Genomic DNA, 26775 nt, shown 5'->3' on the forward strand with positions numbered 1-26775 from the left:
CCTCCTACAACTTCCCCTCCAACTAAATCCGTCCCCACCGCCGCAAAGGAAGACAACGCCGTCATGACTGATGTCGAGAACAAGCTGATCATCGGTACAGCACCCGATTCCTGGGGCGTCTGGTTCGCAGATGATCCCCAGCAGACTCCATGGGAGCGATTTCTGGATGAAGTAGCAGAGTCCGGCTACAAGTGGATTGAACTGGGGCCGTATGGCTACTTGCCCACTGACCCCACCCGGCTGGCTGAGGAACTGAAGCAGCGCGACCTCAAAGTCACCGCGGGAACGGTCTTCACCGCGTTCCACCGCGGCGCGAAGCAATATGACGAAGCATGGGAGCCCGCCAGGAAGGTTGCCGAACTGACTGCCGCCATGGGTGGCGAACACATCGTGGTCATCCCGGCCATGTGGCGCGACGATGTCACCGGTGAGGCTGTGGAGAACGGTGAACTTTCCGATGAGCAATGGGCAGACCTGTTCGCCGGTCACAACCGTATGGGCAAGGTGCTGCTTGAAGACTTTGGATTGCACCAGCAGTTCCACTCCCACGCCGACTCCCATGTGGGAGCCCAGCAGGATATTGAAACCCTGCTCGCTGCCACGGACCCGCGGTACTTGAACCTCTGCCTGGACACGGGGCACGCGGAATACTGCGGCGCGTCCAGCCTGGAACTGATCAAGAACTATCCCGACCGCATCGGATACCTGCATTTGAAGCAGATCAATCCTGAGGTCCTGGCCGAGGTCAATGAAAAGAACATGACCTGGGCAGCTGCCAACCTGGCCGGCGTCATGACCGAGCCGCCGAACGGACTGCCGGACCTTCGCGCCGTCATCGAAGCTGTTGAAGCCCTCAACCGACCCATCTTCGGCATCGTTGAACAGGACATGTACCCGGTAGCATTCGACGTGCCGATGCCGATCGCCAAGCGAACCCGTAATTACCTGCTGTCCTGCGGATCCCGCACACGGGTCCAGTAACACTGTCCAGCAAGAGCCACCCAGAAGAATTTTACGAAGGACGAATACAGTGACCAAGACTCTCCGCGTTGCCGTCATCGGTGCAGGCCGCATGGGTGCGGACCACATCAAGCGCCTCAGGACCCGCATCCACGGCGCTGAAGTAGCCGCCGTCGTCGACGTCGACCTTGCCCGGGCACAAGCGGCCGTTGAAGGAATCGACGGCGCTGTAGCCCTGACCAGCGCTGACGAGGCGCTCAACAATGGGGACGTGAACGCAGTCCTTATTGCAACCCCGGGCTTCCTGCATGAGGAAATCCTGTACAAGGCCTTGGAAAAGGACTTCCCGATCCTCTGCGAGAAGCCGCTCACCCCGGACGCCGAAAGCGCGTGGAAGGTTGTCCAGGCTGAGCTGGCGTTGGGTCGCCAGCGCATTCAGGTGGGCTTCATGCGCCGCTTCGACTCCGAGTACTCGGCCTTGGGTTCGATTATTCGCAACGGCGAGTTGGGGGAGTTGCTGATGTTGCACCACCAGCATCGCAATCCGAGCACGCCCGCGGGCTTTACCAACGAAATGCTGATCAACGACTCCGTAGTCCATGAGTTCGATGCGATCCGGTACTTCACCGGGGAGGAAATCACCTCCGTGCAGGTCAGGCTTGGCAAGCCGACCCGAAATGCGCCCAGCGGCCAGCACGATCCCCAGCACGTGCTGCTCGAAACGGAATCCGGCGTGCTGGCCGACGTCGAAATCTATGTCAACGCCAAATTCGGCTATCAGGTAGCTACGCAAGCCTCGTTCGAGGACGGCGTCGTCAGCATCGGCGGGGACAACGGCCCCTATGTCCAGACCGCGGGCAAATGGGGCGGAAATGTCACCCCGGGTTTCGAGAACCGCTTTGGAGCCGCGTACGACGTCGAGGTGCAGTCATGGGTTGACGCCGCCCTGCGTGGGGAGATCGGCGGCCCTACCGCCTGGGACGGGTACGCCACAGCTGCCTGCTGCGAGGCCGGCGTCGAGGCCCAGAAGTCCGGCGAAAAGGTTAAAGTCCAACTGAACACCAAGCCGGATCTTTACAAGTAGGGGGTGGGCCATGAAGATCGCACTTGATCCCACACCGTTCCACCACAGCCACAGCCTGTTGGAGTTCCCTCGGGTGGCTGCAGACCTGGGCTACAAGTACCTGCAGATGACACCGCATGCGGACCTCATCCCGTTCTTCAACCACCCCAAGGCGGATGACGAACTGGTGGCCAAGCTGAAAGCAGCGTGCAAGGACGCCGGCGTCGAAATCGCGTCTGTGCTGCCCGTTCTTCGCTGGTCGGGGCCGGATGAGGACGCCCGGGAAGCAGCCGTGCGTTACTGGAAGCGAGCCATCCAGATTGCAGTGGACCTCGGGGTCCAGACCATGAACACTGAGTTCAGCGGCCGCCCTGAGAAGGCGGAAGAGTCCGAGCGCGCGTTCTACCGCTCCATGGAACAACTGCTGCCGATCATCGAACGCGAAGACATGGATGTACTCATAGATCCGCATCCTGATGACTTCGTGGAGGACGGGCTGGCCGCATTGCGCGTCATCCGGGGCGTCAACTCGCCCAACATCGGGATGGTTTACGTTGCTTCGCACAGTTTCCACATGGGAAACAAGCCGTTGGAGATCATGCGGGCGGCAGGGGACAAGCTGCGCCTGGTCCACGTCTCGGACACCATGAACCACCATGCCTCCCACGGTCTTCGCTACATCACCAACCCGCCCGGCAATGCCGTCCGCGTCCACCAGCACCTCAAAATCGGCGACGGCGACGTGAACTGGGACGAGTTCTTTGGCGGCCTGAAGGAGATCGGGTTCCTGGACAAGGCGAACACCGTGATGGTCTCGTCAGTCTTCGCCGAGGATGAGAATGCGGAGGACGTCTCCCTCTACCAGTTGGAGACCATGAAGCAGCATATTCAAAAGGTCAGCGCGTGAGCGCTTCACTGCCTTCAGGAACCGTTGAGAAACCGGTCAACCACAAGAGGGCGCTCCGGACCGTAACGATCATTTCCACCTTCGGCGGGCTGCTCTTCGGTTACGACACTGGTGTCATCAACGGTGCCTTGCCGTACATGCAGGAGGACCTGGGTCTCACTCCCTTTACGGAAGGTTTGGTGACCTCTTCGCTGCTGTTTGGTGCCGCGTTTGGAGCCCTTCTGGGCGGAAGGCTCGCCGACCGGCACGGCCGCCGGAGAATGATCATGGTTCTCGCCATGATCTTCCTGCTGGGGACGCTTGCCTGTACGTTCGCGCCCACCACGGAAATTATGGTGGCGGCCCGGTTCATTCTTGGCCTCGCCGTCGGAGGTGCCTCGGTCACGGTACCGGTCTATCTCGCTGAAGTTTCTCCCAGTGCCCGCCGTGGCAGGATTGTCACCCAGAACGAGCTGATGATCGTCACTGGACAGCTGCTGGCTTTTATCTTCAATGCCTACCTTGGGAACACGTTCGGGGAGGCGGGTGGAATCTGGCGTTGGATGCTGGTGATCGCAACCCTCCCGGCGATCGCCCTCTGGATTGGCATGAACTTCATGCCGGAGAGCCCGCGCTGGCTTGCTTCCATGGGGAACTTTGGGGAGACGCTGAGCGTCCTACGGCGAATTCGGTCACAGGAAGAGGCCCGGGTTGAGTTCGAGGATGTCAAAGCCATGGCCGTGGAGGACTACAAGTCCAAAATGGGTTCGTGGAAGGATCTGGGCATTCCTTGGCTCCGCAGGATTTTCGTGGTGGGCCTCGGCTTGGCTGTGATCCAGCAAATCACCGGCGTGAACTCGATCATGTACTACGGCACCCAGATACTTGCGGAATCAGGATTTGGCCGGGAGGCTGCCCTGACGGCAAATATTGCCAACGGCGTCATTTCCGTCCTGGCTACCTTTGTGGGTATTTGGCTCCTGGGGAAGGTTGGTCGGCGAAAAATGCTCATCACCGGGCAGATAGGCACTACAAGTGCCCTTCTGCTCATTGGCATCTTCTCCCTGGTGCTGCCGGAAGGGACTGCGCGGGGGTTTGTCATCCTGGCCTTGACGGTGACGTTCCTTGCGTTCCAACAGGGCGCGATTTCTCCGGTCACTTGGTTGATGCTTTCCGAGATCTTCCCCCTGAAGATCCGGGGTCTGGGCATGGGAGCTTCTGCCTTTGTCCTGTGGATAGTCAACTTCCTGGTGGGCTTTGGCTTCCCCCAGCTCCTGGCAGCCATCGGACTGTCCAACACCTTCTTCGTCTTCGCGGTACTCGGCGTCGCCGCCATCACCTTTGCCGCGAAGTGCATTCCGGAAACCAAGGACAAAAGCCTCGAGGACCTGGAGCACTACTTCAAGAACGTGGCGGGCAAGGCACCTGCGTCGGCGGCACCCGCGGGACCCTGAGCTCTCCAGCGCTACGTCAACAAACAACCCAGTAAAGGGCAGCGTCGCTGATAACAGCGGCGCTGCCCTTTTTTGTCGATTCAGGCCCATCCATTCCATGGAGTAAATGGATATTACGTGATTACATCCTAATGTCAGGACAAACTATTGACTTATGTGCTGTGGATCACCATGATCAAAGTAGGCGCAATCCGGTGGCTGCAAGGTGGCAGCCCGGAGCTGAAATCAAAGGAGATTCATCGTGGGAAAGTTTTCCTGGCGTAAGGCGGCCGTGGTGGCCGCAGTTGTCCCGCTGCTGGCTCTGAGTGCGTGTTCGAGCACGGGAGGCAAAACCGACGGATCCGGCAGCGGTGCCGGTGGGGGACAGGTCGCCTCTACGGAACGTATCAAAATAGCGCTCATCACCCACGCCGCCCCCGGCGACACGTTCTGGGACATTCTCCGCAAAGGCGCCGAAGAAGCTGCTGCCAAGGACAACGTGGAGCTTCTCTACACGTCGGATCCCGAGGGCGGGCGGCAGGCTCAACTGATTCAGCAGGCCATCGACCAGAAAGTGGCCGGAATCGCAGTCACTCTGGCCAAGCCGGACGCCTTGAAGGATGTCCTCAAGAAGGCTGCCGACGCTGGTATCCCTGTTGTCAGCCTCAACTCCGGTGCGGACGTGTGGAAGCAGGTGGGTGCTTTCACCCACTTCGGTTCCGACGAGAATCTGGCCGGCGCGGCGGTGGGAGAGAAGCTCACTTCGCTCGGGGTGAAGCATCCGATCTGCGTCATTATGGAGCAAGGCAACGTTGCTCTTGATTCACGGTGTGCAGGGGTCAAGTCGAAAGTCCCGGGCACCGAAAACCTGTTCGTGCAGGGCACGGATATGACCCAGGTTTCCTCCACAGTAACGGCCAAGCTCCAGGCGACACCGGACGCAGACGCCATCATTGGCCTGGGTGCGCCCTTTACGCTGACCATCAACAAGGCAGTGGAATCGCTCGGCCTGCAAGACAAAGTCAAGGTTGCCTCCTTTGACATGAACGGCGAACTCGCGCAGTCCATCATCGATGGCAAAGTGGCCTTCACAGTTGACCAGCAGCCGTGGCTTCAGGGCTACGGCGCCGTTGACGCGCTCTGGCAGGTCAAGCGCGGCGGCTTCCATGTTGGCGGCGGCCTTCCGGTTCTGACGGGTCCATCGATCATCGATCAGTCCTCGGCCCCCGACGTCCTCAAGTTCGCCAAGGAAGGTATCCGCTAAGGATTCCGCCAAGCAGGTTCCCGGGCCTTCGTCCGGGAACCTGCCCTAGCAGGAGAAAGCCATGACACAGACCTTATCCAAAACCCCCCTTCCCCTTCGTGATGAACGAATCGGCAGGCGCAATCCACTTCAGAAGCTGTTGGGCCGGCCGGAAGTTGGCGCCCTTGTGGGGGCAATAGTCCTCTTCATCTTCTTTGCATTGGTTTCGCCCACATTCCTGCAACCCGCATCATTTGCCACAGTCCTCTACGGAAGCTCCACTATTGGAATCATGGCTGTAGGTGTCTCCCTGTTGATGATTGGCGGAGAATTCGACCTTTCCACCGGTGTTGCGGTCATTAGCTCAGCCCTCACGGCATCCATGTTCAGTTGGTACTTCAGCACCAACGTCTGGGTAGGTGTGGGCCTGGCCTTGGTGGTGTCGCTGGCCATCGGCTTCATCAACGGCTGGATCCTGATGAAGACCAAGCTTCCAAGCTTCATCGTCACCTTGGCCACGTTCCTGATGCTGACCGGGCTGAACCTGGGGCTGACAAGGATGATCGGCGGTGGAGTTTCATCGCCCTCCATCTCTGACATGGATGGTTTTTCCTCAGCTCAGGCTGTCTTTGCCTCCTCCGTAAACCTGGGTGGAGTTGAAGTTAAGATCACCGTCTTCATGTGGGTTGCCCTCGTCGCTGTCGCTACCTGGGTTCTCATGCGAACGCGCGTGGGTAACTGGATCTTTGCCGTCGGCGGAGATGCAAATGCTGCCCGGGCAGTAGGTGTTCCGGTCAAGGCCACCAAGATAGGGCTCTTCATGGGCGTTGGCTTCTGTGGCTGGATCCTGGGCATGCACAACCTCTTTGCCTTTGACTCAGTACAGTCCGGCGAAGGCGTGGGCAACGAGTTCCTCTACATCATCGCCGCTGTCATTGGCGGTTGCCTCCTGACCGGTGGTTACGGTTCTGCCGTGGGTGGCGCCATCGGCGCGTTTATCTTCGGCATGGCCAACAAGGGCATCGTGTATGCGCAGTGGAACCCGGACTGGTTCAAGTTCTTCCTTGGGCTGATGCTGCTTCTCGCAACGATCGTCAACCTCATCGTCAAACGCCGCGCGGAATTGAAGTAAGGGGCCACCGGAAATGAATGCCAAAGCAATCGACCAGGAAACGCTGCTGCAAAATGAGCGTGATCCACTTACGCACACACCCGTTCACCTGCTGTCCTTGGATGGGGTGGGTAAGCACTACGGCAACATCATCGCGTTGAGTGAAGTAACCATGGCCGTAGACAACGGCCGCGTGACCTGCGTGCTGGGAGACAATGGTGCAGGCAAGTCAACGCTGATCAAGATCATCGCCGGACTTCACCAGCACGACGAGGGCGTCCTGAACATCATGGGCGAGGAACGGAAGTTCAGTTCACCCCGTGATGCCTTGGACGCAGGCATCGCCACTGTCTACCAGGACCTTGCCGTGGTGCCGCTGATGCCGATCTGGCGCAATTTCTTCCTCGGATCAGAGCTCACTAAAGGCTTCGGACCGTTCAAGTCCATGGACGTCGAGCAAATGAAGGCCATTACGCTCAAGGAACTTGCCGAGATGGGCATTGACCTGCGTGACGTGGAGCAACCCATCGGACAGCTCTCCGGTGGTGAACGCCAGTGCGTTGCCATTGCCCGGGCTGTGTACTTCGGCGCGAAGGTCCTCATTCTCGACGAGCCCACTGCTGCGTTGGGCGTCAAGCAGTCGGGCGTGGTGTTGCGCTACATCCTCCAGGCTCGCGACCGCGGCCTCGGCGTCATCTTCATTACCCACAACCCGCACCATGCTTTCCCGGTGGGAGACCGGTTCCTGCTGCTCAAACGAGGCAAGTCCATTGGCTACTACGACAAGAAGGACATCACCCTGGACGAGCTCACCGCCCAGATGGCCGGTGGTGCCGAGCTTGCCGAACTCGCCCACGAGCTGGAGCAGTTGGGCGGGCACGGGGATGTAGTCAAAGCAGTCAAAGCCGAGGTGGCCGACGTCGATGTCACAGTAAGTTCCGGCGCCCCGAAACACGGGTAATGCCGGCAGGCGGCGGGGTGTTCCGGAGCTGGTGCGGAACACCCCGCGCTGCTGTGCGCATCACCTGCACCCACTACTTCCACAACCAGAAGGGATCACCATGCCGATCAGGGTTGGTGTTATTGGCGCCGGCATCATGGGCGCAGACCACATCAGGAACCTCGCCACTACCATCGGCGGGGCCGAAGTCACTTTTGTTGCAGACCTCGACGCCGATCGCGCGGCTGCAGCAGCGCCTGCCTCGGCACGCATCACCACGGACCCGTCGGAATTGATCAATTCCAGTGAGGTGGATGCCGTTGTTGTTGCCTCACATGATTCCACGCATGCCGGCTTGGTGCTGGAATGCTTCGAGGCGATGACGCCGGTTCTGTGCGAAAAGCCGCTGGCACCGACGCTTCTGGAAAGCCTGGAAGTGGTGGCGGCCGACGCCGACATGGTTGCCGCCACAGGAACCTCGCTCCTGTCCCTGGGCTTTATGCGCCGCTTCGACCCTGGCTACGTAGCACTCCGGGCAGCCGTGCAGGCAGGGTCGCAGGGAGAGCCCCTGATGGTCCATTGCGTTAGCCGCAATGCTTCCGCAGCACCGGGAGCCACCTCGGAATCCGCCATTACCAATTCGGCCATTCACGAGCTGGATATCATTCCCTGGCTCTTGGACTCGCCCATTGCGGAAGTGTCGTGGCAGGCCGGAAAAAGCACCCGGGATGCCGGCGATGGCCTGCAGGACCCGTCCTTCATGACACTTCGTACCGCAGATGGAACACTCACCACGTTGGAGTTGTTTCTCAATGCCCGGTATGGCTACACCACCCGCTGCGAGGTGGTCTCCGAGCTGGGAACCACGGCGTTGCAGGACAGTTCCCTTCTTGGCATCGAACAGGACGGAACGAAACAGGGTGTCATCCCGCCGGACTGGCGCCCCCGTTTCGCCGACGCATATCGCCTGCAGTTACAAGCATGGATCTCCGCCCTCACCCGTGGAGAACAGCCACCACTGGCCGGAGCACAGGACGGACTGAATGCAGCGCTTGTCGCCCAGGCAATGATCCAGTCCCTCCACAGCAGTGGGGCGTCGACGAAGGTCAGCTACTCATGACCACGCCCTTGCTTCCGCAGTCCCGTGTACCGGACTCGAAAGATGCTCCTGCACTTCGCTGGGGCATTTTGGGGCCGGGGTGGATCGCAGAACGGTTCGCCCAATCGGTCCAGGCGCATACCGGCCAGGTGATCACCGCCGTCGGATCCCGTTCGCTGAGTCGGTCAAAAGCGTTTGCGGAGAAATTCAACCTTCCAGCCGCCTACGGCAGCTATGAGGAGCTCACTGCAGCACCGGAGGTGGACATTGTGTATATCTGCACACCACACACCTCCCATCACGCGTCCGCCCTGCTGGCAATCGACGCCGGAAAGCATGTCCTGATCGAGAAACCCCTGGGACTCAATGCCGATCAAGCGCGGGACATTGCTTCAAGGGCTGAGTCCGCAGGGGTATTTGCCGCCGAGGCCATGTGGACTTTTTTCCTGCCGAAGTTTGATGTGATCCGGCAACTCCTGGATGCCGGCATGCTGGGAACAATCACCACTGTTGTTGCCGAGTACGGCGAGCACTTTGACCCCTCCCATCGCATCTTCCGTCCTGAACTGGCCGGAGGGCCCCTGCTTGATCTGGGCACCTACCCGCTGGCCCTCGTCACAGAGGTGCTGGGGAGCCCGCGGGAGTTGCGCGCCGTCGGTCAGCCCCACAAGTCAGGCGTAAACGCCCAGTTGTCGGCCATCATGACGTTCGACGGCGGTGCACAGGCAGCCGTGAACACCCACCTGCACAACTTCACCCCGACGACTGCAACGATCGTTGGTACCGAAGCCACCCTGGTGATTGAAGGCCCCTTCAACATGCCGGGAACGTTCGAGGTCAGATTCCCTGACGGGTCCCGGCTTCGCTATGACGAAGCATCGGGCAGCCATTTCGAAGGCCTGCACTATGAGGCGGCGGCGGTGGCGCGCTCCATTTCCAGTGGCGACTTCCAAGCGAGCCAAAGAACGCTGGCAGCATCCATCCGAACTCTCGAAGTCGCGGATGAAATCCGGCGCCAGCTGGGGATTGTGTTCCCAGGCGAGCACGGTCAGTAAACCACGGCCACCCCGAGCCACCACCAGTATTTTCCCCCGGAAGGAACATCATGAAAGACATTACACTCGGCTTGGTTGGTGTGGGGCGCATTGGCGTCATGCACGCGAAGAACATCACCGCATTGAATCCAGGCCTCAGTAACAAGGGCGTCAATGTGCGGCTTCGCCTCACAGACGTTGCCGCTGACCATGCCAGAACGGTTGCGATGGACCTGGGCGCCGAATACGTGGAGTCAGTTGCGGAACTGATTGCCTCAGGGGTGGACGGCCTGGTCATCGCCACGGGCACAGGTACCCATCCGGAGCTGATCCGGGCAGGTGTGGACGCCAGTATCCCGGTCTTTTGCGAAAAGCCGGTGGCGATGAACGTGGACGAGGCGCTCCCCGTACTGGACTATGTCCTGGACAACAATGGAGTGGTCCAGATCGGTCATCAACGCCGCTTCGACGCGGGCTACCTCGAAGCACGTCGCGGCTTTCAGGCCGGCGAGCTCGGTTGGATTCATTCAGTGCGTGCCGTCACCTGCGATATGACGCCGCCGCCGGTGGAGTTCCTTGCGACATCCGGCGGCTTGTTCCGCGACTGTTCGGTCCATGACTTCGACATCCTCCGCTGGTTGACGGGGCGCGAGATTGTTGAGGTGTATGCCAAAGGCTCCAACAACGGCGATCCCGCCATTGGTGAGGTGGGGGATGTGGACACGGCCCTGGCCGTTGTGACTTTTGACGACGGCACCGTGGGAACAGTTTCGGCGAGCCGCTACAACGGAGCTGGGCACGACGTCCGCCTGGAGATCCAAGGTTCCAACAAATCAGTCATGGTGGGCCTGGATGGGCAGAGCGCCATGGTCTCAGCTGAACCCGGTGTCATGTTCCCGGCAGGTGAACCTCACCGGACCTTTGCTGAGAGATTCGATCAGGCATATCGCTCCGAAATGGCGGCGTTCGTCGAGCTGATACTGGGGGAGAGGGAGAACCCGTGCACGCCCGAGGATGCTGTAGCGGCATCGCGGGTAGCAGATGCGGCACAGGAATCGTTGGTCACGGGAGCGCCGGTCAGAGTGGCCCTGGCAGTCAAGCTCTGAGCAAGAAAGAAGCCTCCGCCTGAATCTACTGGATCAGGCGGAGGCTTCTGTCTTTGCAGCATGGGGGCGGGTTGGATCAGACGCCGAACGGCAGGCGCGGGTCGATGTCCTGGCTGTCCCAGCCCCGGCGAACCCAGCCATGGTGCGGGTCATCGCTGATGAGCCACTCGCGGACCGGTCCAGGGCCGGCCATCACGTTCAGGTAGTACAGGTCATAGCCCGGTGCTGCCATGGCGGGGCCATGCCAACCGTAGGGGACCAGGACCACATCGCCTGTGCGGACTTCTGCCGCGACATCGATGGGCCGGTCATCAGAGGCGTATACCCGCTGGTAGCCCATGGCGTCCGCGTCCGAGGGCGCCCCGGAGCCGGCGGCAACTTGCGTCTCGAAGTAATAGATTTCTTCGAGGTGCGTTTCACCATCCTTTTCCTCATCATGCTTGTGCGGGGGATAGGAGGACCAATTGCCGGCGGGTGTGATGACCTCACACACAATAAAACGGTCGGCCTCCAGTGCTGCGGGCGTTCCGAAGTTGTGGACCTGCCGTGAGCAATTGCCGGCTCCCCGCAATTCGACCGGCGTCTCAGCCGCCGTGATCAGCCGCGTAGGATACGAAGCCTTGGCCGGGGCTGTCGCCACGGCAACCCGGCCGCCGTCGACCGACGTGATGGAAACGGCCTTGCCGGTGCCCGAGTACAGGACGTCGCTGGGACCGCTGAAGACAGATGCCCGTCCCGCAAGGTCGTATTCGGTGCCATCCACGGTGACAGTGAAGGATCCATTGAGCGGAACCACAATCCGCTCCTCACCAGCGGCCGGAAGTTCGACGGCGGAGCCCGCGGCCAGCGTGGCGACCTTCAGGCCCGTATGGGCCCAGCCGTCCACTGCAATAGCGGAATCTGATGTTCCGAGGGAGATGTCCCAGCTGCCTTCTGCGGCAGTGCCCAGGGGATAGACCCAGTTGGTCATGTGGGGGAGTCCTTTGCGGTTAGCGCTGTACAAGAGTCATTTCAAAGCTGTAGGAATCAGCGCGGTAGACGTGATGTCCTGTTTCAACCCGACGTCCGGTGTCATCCACGGCTGTGCGTTCCATAGTCACCAAAGCGGAGTTGACGTCCGTCTCCAAAAGAGGTGCTTGGTAGTCGTTGGCGATCATCGCACCGATCCGCTGTGTGGCGAGACGGAAATTAACGCCGCCCCTGCGGAGGATTGCGTAGAGGCCTTCAGCGGCGAGCATGGCTTCATCCATGCTCGCGATGTCATCACGGACCCAGTTTTCCATCAACGCCAGGGGCTTTCCGCCCACTTTGCGGAGGCGGGTGAAGTGGTACACCTTGGAGCCGGCCGGAAGTTGCAGCGTGGCCAGAGTTGGTGCGTCTGCCTCCATGTGCGAGAAGCTGAGAACTTCAGTTGTGGGTTTCTTGCCGTTATTGGTGAGGTCATCGAACAAGCTGGAAAGTTCCAGCGGCCGGCGCACCTGGCTGGAAACCACCTGCGTGCCCACACCGCGTTTGCGGACCAGGAGTCCGGATCGGACAAGCTCATCCATGGCTTTGCGCATGGTGGGCCGGGATAAGTTGAGCTGTGCTGCGAGATCGATCTCGTTATCCAGCCGGCTCCCGGGTTCCAGGACGCCGCTGTGGATCGCTGCCTCTATGCCTTGAACCACCTGATGGTAAAGGGGGATGGGGGAGGAGCGGTCGATGTTGAGGCCGAGTTGATTCGCCACTGAATGTTCCCCACGTTCCAGGCTCAGTCCGCTCCGCCAATGCCTACAGCGTCCGCGGCATGTCACCCTTTGTTCTTTTGATAGGACATACCTTCGTTTTTCGATATTAGCAGGCATGCGTCAAGGGTCAAGTAGGCTCACACTCACACGTTTAGGCATGTCCTGACGTCAGCGCAGCGCCAGCAATACTCGAGACGCGCCGCTGCTCAGCACGCGAGGTGCGCGTGGATTTGTCACGGCCGTTCGCCGGGGAGATTTCGGCCAGAATTGCCGTTGCGTTGCCGTTGCGGCTTTCTCCTGGCGGTCCGCAATACGCAGACAATACTGGCGGCTGCCGCCGGGCCTCCGGGGAGGGCTTCTTTCCGACAACTTTACATAATGTAGATTATCGGTGTTATGCCCGGGGGTGGAAGGGGGTGCTGGAACTCCGCCTCCTGAACGTCAGGGGCCGCGCTGGTGCTGCTTCCTGGCGCGGCCCCCAACAAGGTGCTATTTCCCGACGTAGGCCGCCAAATGCTTTCCGGTCAGTGTGGATTTGCCAGCCACCAGCTCCGACGGCGTTCCGGCGAAAACGATCCTGCCGCCGTCGTGTCCTGCGCCGGGTCCAAGATCGATGATCCAGTCAGCGTGCGCCATGACGGCTTGGTGGTGCTCAATCACGATGACGGATTTGCCCGACTCGACCAGACGATCCAGCATTCCCAGGAGGTTCTGAACGTCTGCAAGGTGCAAGCCGGTGGTTGGCTCATCCAGTATGTAGATGTCACCTTTTTCGGACATCTGCGTGGCCAGCTTGAGCCGTTGCCGCTCACCGCCGGACAAGGTGGTCAGTGGCTGCCCCAGCGTGAGGTAGCCGAGGCCGACGTCTGACAGCCGGTCCAGGACCTTGTGGGCGGCCGGCGTTCTCGCCTCACCCTCGCTGAAGAACACTTCGGCTTCGTCCACAGACATTGCAAGCACTTCTGCAATATTGCGATCCCCCAATTTGTACTCAAGAACCGAGGCCTGAAAGCGCTTTCCCTCGCATTCCTCACACGGTGACTCCACGGTCGCCATGACCCCCAGGTCCGTATAGATAACACCGGCACCGTTACAGGTGGGGCATGCTCCTTCTGAGTTTGAACTGAACAAAGCAGGCTTTACGCCATTGGCTTTGGCAAAGGCTTTGCGAATAGGTTCCAGAAGTCCCGTGTAGGTGGCAGGGTTGCTCCTGCGCGAGCCGCGGATGGCACCTTGGTCAATGACCAAAACACCCTCGCGCGTCGCTACCGAGCCATGGATCAGGGAACTTTTGCCAGAGCCGGCCACCCCGGTCAGGACGCAGAGAACGCCAAGGGGAATGTCGACGTCGACGCCTTTGAGGTTATTGGTTGCAGCTCCCCGGATCTCCAAGTGGCCTGAGCCGGGACGGACGGTTTCCTTGAGGGAGGCGCGGTCATCGAGATGGCGGCCTGTGATGGTGTCGCTCCCCCGCAAACCCTCCAGATCGCCTTCGTAGCAGACGGTGCCGCCGCCAGTGCCTGCGCCGGGTCCAAGGTCAACCACGTGATCGGCAATCGCAATGGTTTCCGGCTTGTGCTCCACCACCAGAACCGTATTGCCCTTGTCCCGTAACTGCAGCAACAGCTGGTTCATCCGCTCGATATCGTGCGGATGAAGTCCAATGGTGGGTTCATCGAAGACGTAAGTCACGTCGGTGAGGGAGGATCCCAGGTGCCGGATCATCTTGGTCCGCTGTGCCTCTCCCCCGGACAAGGTGCCAGCCGGCCGGTCGAGGGATAGATACCCCAGGCCGATCTCCGCAAAGGAATCCAGAAGGTGCTGAAGGCCCTTCAGCAGTGGCGCCACCGACGGCTCATGGAGTTCGCGGATCCAGCTGGCCAGATCGCTGATCTGCATGGTGCAGACATCGGCGATGCTCTTGCCTTTGATCTTGGAAGACCGTGCCTCGGGGCTCAGCCGCGTCCCTTCGCACTCGGGGCACGTGGTGAAGGTGATGGCGCGCTCAACGAACGCACGGATGTGCGGCTGCAACGCGTCCACATCCTTGCTGAGCATCGACTTTTGAATCTTGGGGATCACGCCTTCATAGGTGAGGTTGATGCCCTCCACCTTGATCTTGGTGGGCTCGCGGTACAGGAGGTCATGGAGCTCCTTCTTGGTGAACTTGGCAATGGGCTTGTCCATGTTGAAGAAGCCGGAGCCGCTGAAGATCCGTCCGTACCAGCCATCCATGGTGTAGCCGGGAATGGTGAGCGCGCCCTCGCTGAGGGACTTGGTGTCGTCATAGAGTGCCGTGAGATCAAAGTCGTTGACGGAGCCCATCCCTTCACACCGTGAGCACATACCACCCAAGCGGTTGAAGGTGGCTTTCTCCGTCTTGGTTTTGCCCTCGCCGCGCTCAACTGTGATGGCACCACTGGCCTTCACAGTGGGGACGTTGAAGGAGTAGGCGTTGGGTGAGCCGATGTGCGGCTGGGCGAGGCGGCTGAAGAGTATCCGCAGCATGGCGTTGGCGTCCGTGGCGGTGCCCACGGTTGAACGCGGGTTGGAGCCCATGCGTTCCTGGTCCACGATGATCGCCGTCGTCAGGCCTTCGAGCATGTCCACGTCGGGGCGGGCCAGCGAGGGCATGAATCCCTGCACGAATGCGCTGTAGGTCTCGTTGATCATGCGCTGCGACTCTGCAGCGATGGTTGCGAAAACCAACGAACTCTTTCCTGAACCCGAGACACCGGTAAACACCGTGAGCCGGCGCTTGGGAATCTCGATGCTGACATCCTTCAAGTTGTTCTCGCGCGCACCCTGGACCCTGATGAGATCGTGGGTGTCAGCGACATGCGACGCCGGAGAATCCGTGTCAGTGCTCGCGGCAATAGTCATCATTTCTCCATCTATGGGGCGGCGCTGCCCAACAGTCCCCCGTCGGCGTCGCCTGGCTATCCGTGACCGACCTCGGTCAGTAAGTTCGATTCTGCCATTGTCTTCCACCGTTTACTCGCTAAGAATGAAGCATGCCGGTATACGTGAGGTCCCTTGAAACCGCAGTCCCGCCAACCATCCTCGTCCAGCAGCAGGCCCGTGAAGTTTTCGCCTCTCAACCAGGCCTGACGCGGCTGGGAACGCGCCTTGTGAGCACCTGCTTTGACTCAGCAGCCATCGACACCCGCTACACGGCGGTTGCAGAGCTGAGCCTCGATGCACATTCGGAGAATCCGCAGTTTTTCGACCCCGAAACCAACAGGGTCCTCAGCCCGAGCACCAAGGTACGCAACGAAATCTTCGCTACGGAAGCCACCAAGTTGTTCGTGGAGGCAGGAAAGACGGCGGTGGCCCAGGCTTCGGGAATCGACCTCGATGACATCACCCACGTCATCACCGTCTCCTGCACCGGTTTCTTCAACCCGGGACCCGACTACAAGGTAGTCAGGGCGTTGGGCCTGAACCCGGCGGTTCAGCGCTACCACCTCGGGTTCATGGGTTGTTACGCAGCATTCCCCGCCCTCAAAGCCGCCAAGCAGTTCTGCGTGGCCGATCCCGAGGCCGTGGTCCTGGTGATCTGCGTGGAACTCTGTTCCCTTCATGTACGCACATCCAACGATCCCGATACGATCATGGGTTCAGCCATCTTCGGTGATGGTGCGGCAGCCGCCGTCGTGACGTCCAAAGAGCCGGAAGGGCCGGAACCGGTCATCAGGCTGGACCACTTCGAGACGGTTCTGACACCCGTCGGCGAGGAAGCCATGGCCTGGAACATCGGCGATGAGGGATTCGAAATGGTGTTGGGCTCCTACGTCCCGCACATCATCGAGGAACACATCACAGGCGCCCTGGAACCACTCCTGGCCAAGGAGCCGGAGTTGGCCGGACTTCCATACAGTGACATCACCCATTGGGCCATCCATCCAGGGGGCCGCAGCATTCTGGACAAAGTGGAGTCCAAACTCGAACTGACGCATGAGCAGCTGATCCCGGCGAGGGAAATATTGCGTGAGTACGGCAACATGAGCAGCGCCACGGTGCTCTTTGTCCTGAAGTACATGCTGGGGCAGGCCGCCACGGAACGTGAGGAGCGGATCTGTTCCATGGCGTTCGGACCGGGCCTGACGGTGGAGACGGGACTCTTCACGCTGGTCTCCCCCGATCTGTGAGTCCATGGGGCCCTCTTCAGGAGAGGGATCTGTCCGCCGTGGAGGAAATGGACAGGGAAGACTGCGACCCCGCCCGCCTCACCAGGACGTATGCCAGGTTTCCGGTGGTCAACAGGCTCCTCTCGGGGTGGCACGGCATCTACCGCCACAGGATCCGGCCGGAACTGGCGGCCCAGGGTGCAGCATCCTTGCTGGACATAGGATGCGGCAGCGGTGACGTTGCCCGGAGCCTGGCGGCATGGGCCCGCAAGGATGGTTTCGGCCTCACGGTGACAGCGATCGACCCTGATGCCAGGGCGTTTGCCTTTGCCTCCAAGGATCCCGCCATTGAAGGTGTTACGTACCGTCAAGCGCACAGTTCCGAGTTGGTGGCCGAGGGCAAGGTCTTCGATTTCGTGATCTCCAACCACATTCTCCACCACCTCGGTTCCGGAGAACTTGCCGCAGTCCTGCGCGACTCGGAAGCACTCAGCCGCAGTCTGGTCCTCCACAACGACCTCAAACGCAGCAACCTCTCCTACGGGCTGTTCATGGCCGGATTCTGGCCGTTGGGACTCGGCTCGTACATCTTGGCTGACGGCTTGGTGTCCATCAAGCGCAGCTACACTGCCATGGAATTGGAATCAACCGTTCCGGCGCCATGGAGGGTCGAGGCCAACGGACCTTGGCATCACCTTCTGGTGCTTGAGGATTCGCGGTCCACCCGGACGGGGCAGGAAAATGTTTGACGTAGTGATCGTCGGAGCCGGTCCCGTGGGGCTGTTCATGGGAGCACTGTTGCTCCAGCGGGGACATCAGGTGCGGATTCTGGAACGGCGGTCAAGCCGTAGTGACAGTTCCCGCGCCATCGGCATCCACCCTCCGGCGCTGGCGGAGCTGGCTCGCGCCGGGGTTGCCGGCCAGCTGATTGCGGCCGGGGTCCATATCCACCAAGGTGTTGCCTATAGCCAGCGCCGGATGGTGGCCCGGTTGGCATTTGACGGCGATCCCGCTTTCCCAATCATCCTTGCAGTACCCCAGACGGTGACCGAAACAGTCTTGGAGAAGACCGTCATGGATCTTGACCCGGCGGCGATCGTCCGCGGCGCCGATGTCCACCACGTGGTGGATGACTTCCGGTCCGTGCGTGTCGCCGCGGATTCAGCCCGCGGTGCCCTTGAGTTCCGCGCGCGGCTGGTGGTGGCCGCTGATGGGGCGCATTCTTCGATTCGTCAAAGGATTCTGCCGCACCTGCCCTCGCGGAGCTATCCCGATTGCTACATCATGGGCGATTTTGCTGATGCCACCGGTCATGGAACGGATGCCGTCCTGTATTTGGAGCCGGACGGGATCGTGGAGTCGTTCCCGTTGCCGGGCGGGGTGCGCAGATGGGTGGTACGGCTGGGATCACCGGACCAAGGCACGACGGCGGCCGGGCTGGCTAAGCTGATCGGCGACAGAACCGGCGAAGTCCCGGACGCAGGCAGCAACACCATGTTGAGCGCCTTCGAGGTGCGGTCCCGGCTGGCGGCGCGAATGGTGCACGGCCGTGTTGTCTTGCTTGGCGACGCAGCCCATGAAATCAGTCCGATCGGAGGCCAGGGCATGAATTTGGGCTGGTTGGATGCTGCCCAATTGGCCCCCATCATGGATGCGTCCTTCGGCGGTTCGGACGTTGGCCGGTTGCTGGACCGTTTTGAGAAGTCGCGCAGGAAAGCAGCCAGGCGGGCTTCGCGTCAGGCAGGACTGAACATGGCGTTGGGCAGGCCGCTGCCACCGGCTGCCATGGAAGCGAGGAACAAACTCTTTGCCGGAGTGCTCGAGCTCCCCTCCGTGGCGGGGCTGGTGGAGCGGCGCTTCACCATGCGCTAGCTACTCAGGGGTGGTGTAGTAGCAGTCGTAGGTATCCTGGCTGACGATCAGCCCGTCACGCAGCTCAAAGACTGCTGTGCTTCTGGCGCGGATGGTATCGCCACGGTCCCAGTGCGGGAGATCCAGGAGCAACGTGGCCGACCAGTTCATCTCGAGGACCACGCGACTACCCTCGCTGGTGGTACGGACCACCTCGAACCGTTGGTCGGCAACAATATCCTTGCTGTGGTCGGCACCGGCCAACGTCTCCTGCAGGTTCCTTGTGGAACCTGTTTTGGATAATGCGTGGGGCCACTCGGTGAGTTGGAAGTCCTCGGCAAGGTAAGGCTGAAGTTCAGCGGCTCCACCGCCGGCTTCAACGGTCCGGACGAATCCGAGGACACGGTCCAAAGAAGATGAATCGCTCATTGGTCGAGCCTAGCCCAAGGCAAAGGAGGCCCGTGGCGATAGGCTCTTGCCATGAACCATCAACCTCAACACGAGGGCCTGAGCCCGGCCACGGACTTCACCCCCACCCAGATCCGGGACGCTGTCCGCAGGTTGCTTGATGCGGATGAACTTCCGCCGGTTGTCCAAGCGGGCCACCCCGTGCTGCGGCAATTGGCAGCACCGTACGATGGCCAGTTGGACGACGTCGAACTGGCGGCCCTGGTGGACCGCATGCGCGAGGTCATGCATGACGCCCCGGGCGTCGGCCTGGCTGCTCCCCAGTTGGGCATCCCCCTGCAAGTGGCCGTGCTGGAGGATCAGTACGATCTGGACCCCGTCTCCGCCGCAGTACGGCACCGGGAGCAGATGGAGTTTTTCGTCATCGTGAACCCGCACTACACGCCGCTGGGTACGGAGATGGCTTCCTTCTATGAGGGCTGCCTCTCCGTGAACGGTTACCAGGCAGTGGTGACCCGCTACCGGAACGTGGAACTGAGGTACCTCACACCGGCGGGTGAGCCTGTGGAGGAATGGTTCTCAGGTTGGCAGGCTCGCATTGTCCAACATGAGACGGACCACCTCCACGGCACGCTGTACCTGGACCGCGCCGAGATCAGGTCCTTGGCCAGCAACGCTGAGCATTCCGCACGCTGGGCCACTCCGGACATCGAGGACGCACGCCGGAGCCTGGGCTTCCTGCACTGACGGCGGGTGCCGCCGCGAACGCGGACTAGGCCTGATTCGATTCAGTAGGCAGGTGCCGTGCCCACCAGCGAAGGATGTGCTCAAAGCGCTGCTTCCGGTGGTGCGGTGTCCCTGACCTGGACAACTCGTGGTCTTCGCCCGGGAACACCAGCAAGGCGGTATCAACTCCCTGGGCCTTCAATTGTGAGTAGTAGCGCTGGCCTTGCTCGATGGGGCATCGGAGGTCGTTCTCGCTGTGCACCACCAGCGTTGGAGTTTGGACGGCGCCCATCACGGCCATAGGGCTCTGGGCTGTCATCTGCTCAGCAGTTCCACCAGTGTATTCACCGCCGAAGAACCAGCCAATGTCCGAGGACCCCGCGAAGCTGACGGGGTCCAGGAAGCCGCGTTCCACAATCGCAGCCTTGAAGCGGTGATCGTGGGCGATGGTCCAGGCCGTCAGGTAGCCACCGTAGGAGCCGCCCATAATGCCTACCCGGTCCTTGTCCAAGGATTTGTGGGCGGCCATGGCTGCATCCAGGTATGCAAGCACATCCTGCATGTCCAGCGTGCCCATCCGCTCCTTGATGGCGCGGCCATGGGCTTGGCCGTAACCGGCGGACCCTCGGGGATTGCACATCACCACTGCATATCCTGCGGCGGCGTAGACCTGTGCCTCGTCGAAGAAAGTCCCCGTGTACTGGGCAAAAGGACCGCCGTGGATCGTGAGCAATACCGGATGCGGTCCCGGCCCGTCCGGAAGGACAAGCCAGCCATGGACGGGATGGCCGTCGGCGGATTCGGCTTCAAAGTCCAAGGGCTCGCTGACGCGGGAATTGTTCCGGAGGGCAGCGGAGAAATCGGTCAGCAGACGCAGTTCTCCGCGTTCCAAGGAAGCGACGTCGCCCACGGTGGAGGCGTCGGAAAGGCTCACCGCGATCTCACCGTTTGCCGCTACCGTTGCGCCAATGACCACCCGGGCGCCGTGGACGAAGGGCATGATGCCGCCGTCGGCGTTGACGTCAAGCAGTTCGACGCTGCCCAAGGCCGTGTTCAGGACAAGGACACTGGAAGGCCCGCTCGGCTCCAGCGGTCCTGAAACGTCAAGATGTTCGACGTCGGTCAGGGCAGCCGCCTCTCCCCCGCCGGTCGGCATCGCGTACAGGACGCCGTTCCGGGCAACGAAGTCCCGGCCGGTAGTCCCCAGATCCTGGGCTGTATAGAACAACCAGCGTCCATCCAGGGAAGCGCGGACTGCAGTCACCGTTTGGAGTTTTCCGTTGGAGGGCTCGACGACGGTCGGCTCGCCACCGGCGGCCTCCACCCTGTAAACCGAGGTGACCAGATCGTCGTCGTGCCTCTCATGCAGGGCCGCTACGAAGTAAAGGTGTGAGCCGTCGGCAGAGAAGCACGGGGACTCGTGGTCCGAGTCGCCAAATGTCAGCTGCCTGGCCACGGGAAGGCCGGGGGCTACGGGAGTGGGCTGTTCGTGGGCAGCGCGTCCGCGGGGTACCACCGCAGGCTCACCGCCCAACTCCGGAACCTCAACAACGAACACCTGCTGGCGCTGATCGGCGGTGTAGCCGATGCCGTTCATCCTGTACTGGTTCGCGGTGACCAGGCGGGCGTCCTCGCCGGACGCGGTCAAGCCCTCCACGGTCCCGTAGCGCCCTGGTTCCGGGACGCGTGCCAGGAAGGCAATCCTGTGTGAATCGGGCGCCCATGTGAAGCCGCCCACCCCCGAGTGCTGATCGGTGATCCGCTGCGGCTCGCCGCCAGCTGCCTCCACGACGAACAGTTGGGGTTTGCCATCGGGATCGCTTCGGAGGAATGCCAGGACAAGGCCGTCAGGCGAGAACGCCGGCGAACCATCCCTGAAGCCGCGGGTGATTCGGCGCGGATACTTGGTGGTATCCAAGGGGATGGACCACAGCTGGCCGACATAACTATCGGCATCAAAATCCGGCCTGGTGACAGATACCACCGCCTTGGTCCCATCAGGGTGGATGGCGGGGGCGGACACGGAGTTCAGCAGGGGAAGTTGCTCGGGTTTCACGAGGGTGAGCCTAGCCCGGCAGCCCCGTGCGCGGCACCTGACACTCCGGCCAGCCGTAGGATTGAAGCCATGTTCTCCGACGCCGTCGCTGCCCTCCGCTGTCCGCTGTGCCACAGGGCGGTCCAGCTGATGGAACGTCCGCAGAGGACGTTGGTCTGCCCGTCCGGCCACCTCTTCGACGCTGCAAAGCAGGGATACTTCAACCTTTTAACAGGCAAGGGCACGGTCTTCGAAGCCGACACTGCCGATATGGTGGCAGCACGTCACCGCTTTCTGGAAGCAGGACACTATCTTCCTTTGACCACAGCAGTGGCCGAGGAAGCTGCGCGAGCACTGCCTGACCACGGCGCGGTGGTTCTTGACGCCGGAACCGGAACCGGGCACTACCTCCAAGCAGTCATCGAAGCATCCGGGGCCTCGGCGATCGGTCTGGACATTTCCAAATTCGCGCTGCGCAGGGCGGCCCGGCTCAACCCCCAGGCAGTAAACCTCGTGTGGGACATTTGGCGCCCCTTGCCTGTGGCTGAGAATTCAGTGGACGTGGTCATGGTGGTCTTTGCCCCTCGGAACCCCGCCGAATTCGGGAGGGTGCTACGTCCTGGCGGGAAACTGATTGTGGTCACGCCCAGGCCCGGCCACCTTGCTGAAATTGCTGACAGGACGTCCATGCTGGGCATCGAAGAAGGCAAGGAAGAACGGCTGGTTGACTCGATGAAGGGGCATTTCACCCTTACCAGGACCTATGGCCTGGACGTACCCATGGAGCTGACGGGCCGGCAGATGGGCGATCTCGCCTACATGGGCCCTGCCGGGCATCATCTCGGGCAGCAAGGAGAAGTGAACGAGCCAAGCGGGTCCGTGGCAACCTTGGCGAAATTCCGGATCAGCGTCTTTACCGTGTCCTGACGTGGCACGCTGCATCGGGCTAGGATGGAAGAACAGCGACTGTGATCCCGCCTGCGGGGTCCGGGACCAAGGGGGAAACGATGTTCGAATGGCTCGGCGAGAATTGGTGGGCCCTCTGGCTCACAGTCTTCCTCGCTTTTGCAGTGGTGGAAATGCTCACCCTGGACCTCTTCTTCATTATGCTGGGCGGCGGAGCGTTGGCCGGACTGGTGGCCGATTTTGCCGGCGCGGATTTCTGGCTGCAGATCGTCATCTTCTGCGTGGTTTCCCTTCTCATGATCGCCTTTGTCCGTCCCGTGGCGCTCAAGCACCTGCATAAAGGCCCCGAAGAACAGCGGTCCAATATTGACCGCCTGATTGGCCAACCCGCTCTCGTCATCGAAGCCGTGAGCGGCACCAGTGGGCTTGTCAAGATTGGCGGTGACGTCTGGAGCGCCCGCAGCACCGCCGGCGTCATCGATGCCGGCGCCACGGTTCAGGTCACCAAAATCGACGGCGCGACGGCGGTTGTGGCCTCGCCTGCCGAAAACAGCCCGCGCTGACCAAGCGCCCTGGATTCATGCGGTCCGGCAGTCACGCCGGACCGCCGCATCAAACCACGCAATTGGGGAACGAAGGAGATGTATGGACGGCTTAGGAGGAACAGCAGCAGCAATTGTGCTGGTTGTTCTCGTTATTTTTGTCATCATTGTGTTGGTCCGCTCGGTCAGGATCATCCCGCAGGCCCGTGCCGGCGTCGTTGAACGGCTCGGTAAGTACCAGCGCACCTTGAATCCGGGCTTGACCATTCTGATTCCGTTCGTCGACCGGCTCTTGCCGCTCTTGGATCTCCGCGAACAAGTAGTGTCCTTCCCGCCGCAGCCCGTGATCACCGAGGACAACCTCGTAGTCTCGATCGATACTGTGGTCTACTTCCAGGTCACTGACCCCAGGGCAGCCACCTATGAGATCGCCAACTACATCCAGGCAGTCGAGCAGCTGACAACCACCACCCTCCGTAACGTGGTGGGCGGGCTGAACCTTGAAGAAGCACTCACGTCCCGTGACCAGATCAACGGTCAACTGCGTGGCGTACTTGATGAAGCAACGGGTCGCTGGGGAATCCGTGTGTCGCGTGTGGAACTGAAGGCGATCGACCCGCCCCACTCCATCCAGGACTCCATGGAGAAGCAGATGCGCGCAGAGCGGGATCGCCGCGCAGCGATCCTCACCGCCGAAGGTACCAAGCAGTCGCAGATCCTCACCGCTGAAGGCCAGCGGCAAGCGGCCATCCTCGCCGCTGAAGGTGACGCCAAGGCAGCCATCCTGCGGGCCGATGGTGAAGCCCAAGCCATCCAGAAGGTCTTCGATGCCATCCACAAGGGCAATCCGGACCAGAAGCTCCTTGCTTACCAGTATCTGCAGACCCTCCCGAAGATCGCTGAAGGAAGCTCCAACAAACTGTGGATTATTCCCAGCGAAGTCGGAGAAGCCCTCAAGGGCATTGGAGGCGCCCTCGGCGGGAACTCCGGGGACTCCCCCGCGGGTCTCTTCGGTGGCAATGACGAATCCAAGGCCCCCGCTGCCACGGCAACCGGGGAGCACGCAAGGCCCGTCGAATAACCACGGATCAGGGCGTTACGAGCGGTCAGCCATTCCGGCTGGCCGCTCGCTGCTTGTCCCGGCTTTTGAGTAGTGGGTGCTGTTCGGCGTATAATGGGATATTTGTCCGGCTGGTTCAGCGCGGATGGAACATAAAAGCTTGGCCAGGCGTTGCAATTAGTGATGCAAGGTGTGCAGAAGTAGTCCGTAAGGATCGTGAAAACGGCTTACGGCCAGCGCGGAGTTCCTGCTCCGCGTACAGACAGAGGGAGTAATCATGAGCGATCGCAGCCTGCGGGGTATGCGTCTTGGCGCCCAAAGCATGGAAACCGAATCCGGCGTTGAACCGGCACCGCGCCAGCGGGTCGAGTACCGTTGCGAGGATGGCGAGCAGGTCTTCGTGACCTTCTCTTCCGAGGCAGAGATTCCCCCGGTCTGGGTTTCGAAGACCGGCAAGGAAGCTCTTCTGGTTGACGGCGAGCGTCCTGTGGACGCTAATGAAAAGGCCGTCCGCACCCACTGGGACATGCTGCTGGAACGCCGCAGCCTTCCTGAGCTGGAGCAGATCCTTGAGGATCGTTTGAACATTCTGCGTGAGCGCCGTGGAGAGCGCCGCTCCGCGTAGTCTGCAACCCAGGCTTAATACCCTTGGAGACAAGCAAGGCCGGGTCGGGTCCCCCTGTGGGAACCGGACCCGGCCCTTTTTGTTGGACGACTACTTCGCCGCGACGGGTGACTTGCGCGTGAGCTTGGCCCAGCGGGCGGCCAGACCCCACTTGGTCACGTTGATCATGGCTTCGACCACAATGTTGCCGCTCATCTTGGAGGCACCGAGCTCCCGCTCCACAAAAGTGATGGGACGTTCCTCGATGCGGAGGCCCAGCTTGGCCACCCTCCATGCGAGGTCCACCTGGAAGCCGTAGCCCACGGACTCCACTTCATCCAGTTTCAGGGCCTCGAGGGTGCTGCGCTTGAAGGCGCGGTAGCCGCCGGTGACGTCCTTGATCTTCACGCCGAGCATGATGCGGGCGTACGTGCTGCCGATCCGGGAGATGGCTTGGCGGTAGAGCGGCCAGTTGACCACACTGCCACCAGGAACCCAGCGTGAGCCCATGGCGAGGTCGGCCCCGTCCTTCACGGCATCCAGGAGCAGGGGCAGTTGCTCGGGCTTGTGCGAACCGTCGGCGTCCATTTCCACCAGGACGTCGTACCCTGCAGCGAGACCCCACTTGAAACCGGCAATGTAGGCAGCGCCGAGGCCTTCCTTGCCCTTGCGGTGAAGCACGTGTACTTGGTGGTCCGAGGCTGCAAACTCGTCGGCAAGCTGTCCCGTACCATCAGGGCTGTTGTCGTCAACCACCAGGACATCGGACTCGGGAACTGCTGCACGCAGCCGCCCCAGGGTTACGGGGAGCGATTCGAGCTCGTTGTAGGTGGGAATGATCGTCAGGACACGCAAGAAGAGGCCTTTCCTTGATGGAGCGGTCAGTGTGCCGGGCCAGCCGTGGCGACTGGCATTCTGGCGCAACTCTCCATTATAGGACGCCGAAAGGCACTCCTTGGGCGGCTGTGGCGTGGGACACGCAGGCCCATGCACGCCCCCCGGCCGGCATGCCGTGGACAGGCCCGCAAGCCCAGGGCCAGTAATGCCGGGCATATGGATCCCGGGCGAACTGTTTTCTGGGTCGTTACGGACCTGCCCACCTGATTGCCGCCACCATGAACGTGTTCCGGCCACGACCGGACCATCAAGCCGCAACTCGCGCCCTGGGTTGATCGTCCGTAGAGCCTCAATGCTACGGACTCACTCCGCACTGTCAACTGGCCGGTGACCTGCGGATCCAGGCATCCGCCCAGTTCAACGGCCCGGCAGCCAACCGGAAATTGTGGTGTTTAAACGCGGAGCGATTCGTGGGCAAACAGCTCTTGTCCCTCGCGAACGGTCTGCAGGCACCGGGGATCGCTGCCGGTATCGAGCGCGGGCAGGAGTGGAGTCCGCGCACGCGGGTCCGTGCTCCAAGACTGCACCCGGCTGTCTGCTACCTGAACCATGAGCTCTTCGACTTCCCAAACAGCGAAACTGGCCGGCGCACCCGGTACCAACTGTCCCATCAGGGGGTTGCGGTACTTCGCGGCCCGCCATCCGGCGCGGGTATGTCCAAGGAATGCAGCCCTGGCGGAAATTCGTTGTTCCGGGTTGCTGTGTTCCAGGCAGGCGCGCACGCTGGACCACGGCCGCAACGGAGTAACAGGGCTGTCACTGCCAAAGGCAATGGGAACTCCACTGGCGTAGAAGGACGCAAAGGGGTTCATGGCCTTGCTGCGAACGCCCAGGCGCTGCTCATAAAGCCCATTCGGAGCACCCCAGGCGGCGTCGAAGCCCGGTTGGACGCTGACGGTAATGGAGTACTTGGCAAGTTTGTCGATAGCGGCCTGATCGGCCAGCTCAACATGCTCCAGCCGGTGTCCCGCGGCCCGGATCTTCTGCTCCCCCACTTCACCTGCCGCGACG

Annotated in this window: 25 protein-coding genes; 18 read left to right on the forward strand and 7 right to left on the reverse strand. The window is 61.2% G+C overall.

Features of this window, described 5'->3' with window-relative positions:
• Nucleotides 1-63 precede the first annotated feature (63 nt).
• The 10 genes from HP499_RS03270 to HP499_RS03315 all read left to right on the forward strand — a co-directional run bounded on the left by HP499_RS03270 (nucleotide 64) and on the right by HP499_RS03315 (nucleotide 10875).
• Complete coding sequence (locus tag HP499_RS03270; protein WP_172322509.1) at nucleotides 64-981, forward strand: sugar phosphate isomerase/epimerase; 918 nt, start codon at nucleotides 64-66, stop codon at nucleotides 979-981.
• Between the two features lie 49 nt (nucleotides 982-1030).
• Complete coding sequence (locus HP499_RS03275; protein WP_172322510.1) at nucleotides 1031-2044, forward strand: Gfo/Idh/MocA family oxidoreductase; 1014 nt, start codon at nucleotides 1031-1033, stop codon at nucleotides 2042-2044.
• A gap of 10 nt (nucleotides 2045-2054) precedes the next feature.
• Complete coding sequence (locus HP499_RS03280; RefSeq protein WP_172322511.1) at nucleotides 2055-2930, forward strand: sugar phosphate isomerase/epimerase family protein; 876 nt, start codon at nucleotides 2055-2057, stop codon at nucleotides 2928-2930.
• Nucleotides 2927-4363 (forward strand): sugar porter family MFS transporter, encoded by a 1437-nt coding sequence (locus tag HP499_RS03285; RefSeq protein WP_309138330.1) that lies wholly within the window; start codon nucleotides 2927-2929, stop codon nucleotides 4361-4363. The genes HP499_RS03280 and HP499_RS03285 overlap by 4 nt, the downstream gene beginning before the upstream one ends.
• Nucleotides 4364-4604: 241 nt before the next feature.
• Entirely contained in the window at nucleotides 4605-5606 is a 1002-nt protein-coding gene (locus HP499_RS03290) for a substrate-binding domain-containing protein (protein WP_172322512.1), read from the forward strand.
• A gap of 61 nt (nucleotides 5607-5667) precedes the next feature.
• On the forward strand, nucleotides 5668-6717 hold the full coding sequence (locus HP499_RS03295) for an ABC transporter permease (protein ID WP_026540733.1): 1050 nt from the start codon (nucleotides 5668-5670) through the stop codon (nucleotides 6715-6717).
• A gap of 13 nt (nucleotides 6718-6730) precedes the next feature.
• Complete coding sequence (locus HP499_RS03300; RefSeq protein ID WP_172322513.1) at nucleotides 6731-7657, forward strand: ATP-binding cassette domain-containing protein; 927 nt, start codon at nucleotides 6731-6733, stop codon at nucleotides 7655-7657.
• Between the two features lie 100 nt (nucleotides 7658-7757).
• Nucleotides 7758-8756: a Gfo/Idh/MocA family oxidoreductase gene (locus HP499_RS03305; RefSeq protein ID WP_172322514.1), complete on the forward strand. Its 999-nt coding sequence runs from the start codon at nucleotides 7758-7760 to the stop codon at nucleotides 8754-8756.
• Nucleotides 8753-9790, forward strand: a complete 1038-nt coding sequence (locus HP499_RS03310; protein WP_172322515.1) for a Gfo/Idh/MocA family protein — start codon at nucleotides 8753-8755, stop codon at nucleotides 9788-9790. Before HP499_RS03305 ends, HP499_RS03310 begins: the two co-directional genes overlap by 4 nt.
• Nucleotides 9791-9840: 50 nt before the next feature.
• Nucleotides 9841-10875 (forward strand): Gfo/Idh/MocA family oxidoreductase, encoded by a 1035-nt coding sequence (locus HP499_RS03315; RefSeq protein ID WP_172322516.1) that lies wholly within the window; start codon nucleotides 9841-9843, stop codon nucleotides 10873-10875.
• Nucleotides 10876-10951: 76 nt separating this feature from the next.
• On the opposite strand, the gene iolB is transcribed toward HP499_RS03315, so the two are convergent.
• The 3 genes from iolB to HP499_RS03330 form a co-directional block, all read right to left on the reverse strand.
• Nucleotides 10952-11845: a 5-deoxy-glucuronate isomerase gene (gene iolB, locus HP499_RS03320; RefSeq protein ID WP_172322517.1), complete on the reverse strand. Its 894-nt coding sequence runs from the start codon at nucleotides 11843-11845 to the stop codon at nucleotides 10952-10954.
• Between the two features lie 19 nt (nucleotides 11846-11864).
• Entirely contained in the window at nucleotides 11865-12605 is a 741-nt protein-coding gene (locus HP499_RS03325) for a GntR family transcriptional regulator (RefSeq protein ID WP_172322518.1), read from the reverse strand.
• 489 nt (nucleotides 12606-13094) lie between these two features.
• Nucleotides 13095-15488: an excinuclease ABC subunit UvrA gene (locus HP499_RS03330; protein WP_172322531.1), complete on the reverse strand. Its 2394-nt coding sequence runs from the start codon at nucleotides 15486-15488 to the stop codon at nucleotides 13095-13097.
• A 131-nt stretch (nucleotides 15489-15619) separates the two neighbouring features.
• On the opposite strand from HP499_RS03330, the gene HP499_RS03335 reads away from it, so the two are divergent.
• From HP499_RS03335 to HP499_RS03345, 3 genes are read left to right on the forward strand one after another with little or no spacing between them, the layout of a single operon-like run.
• Nucleotides 15620-16756, forward strand: a complete 1137-nt coding sequence (locus HP499_RS03335) for a type III polyketide synthase (RefSeq protein ID WP_172322519.1) — start codon at nucleotides 15620-15622, stop codon at nucleotides 16754-16756.
• On the forward strand, nucleotides 16753-17484 hold the full coding sequence (locus HP499_RS03340; protein WP_172322520.1) for a class I SAM-dependent methyltransferase: 732 nt from the start codon (nucleotides 16753-16755) through the stop codon (nucleotides 17482-17484). Before HP499_RS03335 ends, HP499_RS03340 begins: the two co-directional genes overlap by 4 nt.
• Nucleotides 17477-18607, forward strand: coding sequence for an NAD(P)/FAD-dependent oxidoreductase (locus HP499_RS03345; RefSeq protein WP_172322521.1), 1131 nt, complete (start codon nucleotides 17477-17479; stop codon nucleotides 18605-18607). The genes HP499_RS03340 and HP499_RS03345 overlap by 8 nt, the downstream gene beginning before the upstream one ends.
• Here the strand turns inward: HP499_RS03345 and HP499_RS03350 are convergent, their stop codons facing one another.
• Nucleotides 18608-19015 carry a nuclear transport factor 2 family protein gene (locus HP499_RS03350; RefSeq protein WP_172322522.1) on the reverse strand — a complete coding sequence of 136 codons (408 nt, stop codon included), beginning with the start codon at nucleotides 19013-19015 and terminating at the stop codon, nucleotides 18608-18610. It lies immediately after the preceding gene.
• Between the two features lie 51 nt (nucleotides 19016-19066).
• Here HP499_RS03350 and HP499_RS03355 point away from each other — a divergent pair, with 51 nt between their 5' ends.
• Nucleotides 19067-19741: a peptide deformylase gene (locus tag HP499_RS03355; protein ID WP_172322523.1), complete on the forward strand. Its 675-nt coding sequence runs from the start codon at nucleotides 19067-19069 to the stop codon at nucleotides 19739-19741.
• 25 nt (nucleotides 19742-19766) lie between these two features.
• Here HP499_RS03355 and HP499_RS03360 read toward each other — a convergent pair whose 3' ends face one another.
• A complete protein-coding gene (locus tag HP499_RS03360; RefSeq protein ID WP_172322524.1) occupies nucleotides 19767-21776 on the reverse strand; it encodes a S9 family peptidase in 2010 nt (669 codons plus the stop codon).
• A gap of 69 nt (nucleotides 21777-21845) precedes the next feature.
• Here HP499_RS03360 and HP499_RS03365 point away from each other — a divergent pair, with 69 nt between their 5' ends.
• The 4 genes from HP499_RS03365 (at nucleotide 21846) to HP499_RS03380 (ending at nucleotide 24888) form a co-directional block, all read left to right on the forward strand.
• Nucleotides 21846-22682 (forward strand): methyltransferase domain-containing protein, encoded by an 837-nt coding sequence (locus HP499_RS03365; RefSeq protein ID WP_172322525.1) that lies wholly within the window; start codon nucleotides 21846-21848, stop codon nucleotides 22680-22682.
• A gap of 80 nt (nucleotides 22683-22762) precedes the next feature.
• Nucleotides 22763-23224, forward strand: a complete 462-nt coding sequence (locus tag HP499_RS03370; protein WP_172322526.1) for an NfeD family protein — start codon at nucleotides 22763-22765, stop codon at nucleotides 23222-23224.
• A gap of 82 nt (nucleotides 23225-23306) precedes the next feature.
• Nucleotides 23307-24284, forward strand: coding sequence for an SPFH domain-containing protein (locus tag HP499_RS03375; RefSeq protein WP_172322527.1), 978 nt, complete (start codon nucleotides 23307-23309; stop codon nucleotides 24282-24284).
• A gap of 256 nt (nucleotides 24285-24540) precedes the next feature.
• Nucleotides 24541-24888 carry an RNA polymerase-binding protein RbpA gene (locus HP499_RS03380; RefSeq protein WP_011774875.1) on the forward strand — a complete coding sequence of 116 codons (348 nt, stop codon included), beginning with the start codon at nucleotides 24541-24543 and terminating at the stop codon, nucleotides 24886-24888.
• Nucleotides 24889-24978: 90 nt separating this feature from the next.
• Here HP499_RS03380 and HP499_RS03385 read toward each other — a convergent pair whose 3' ends face one another.
• Nucleotides 24979-25722, reverse strand: coding sequence for a polyprenol monophosphomannose synthase (locus HP499_RS03385; RefSeq protein WP_172322528.1), 744 nt, complete (start codon nucleotides 25720-25722; stop codon nucleotides 24979-24981).
• A gap of 434 nt (nucleotides 25723-26156) precedes the next feature.
• Nucleotides 26157-26775 (reverse strand): amidohydrolase family protein (locus tag HP499_RS03390; protein WP_172322529.1); only part of this gene is annotated, 619 nt, incomplete at its 5' end.

It is taken from the genome of Paenarthrobacter sp. CM16 (genome assembly GCF_013179505.1).
GTDB lineage: Bacteria > Actinomycetota > Actinomycetes > Actinomycetales > Micrococcaceae > Arthrobacter.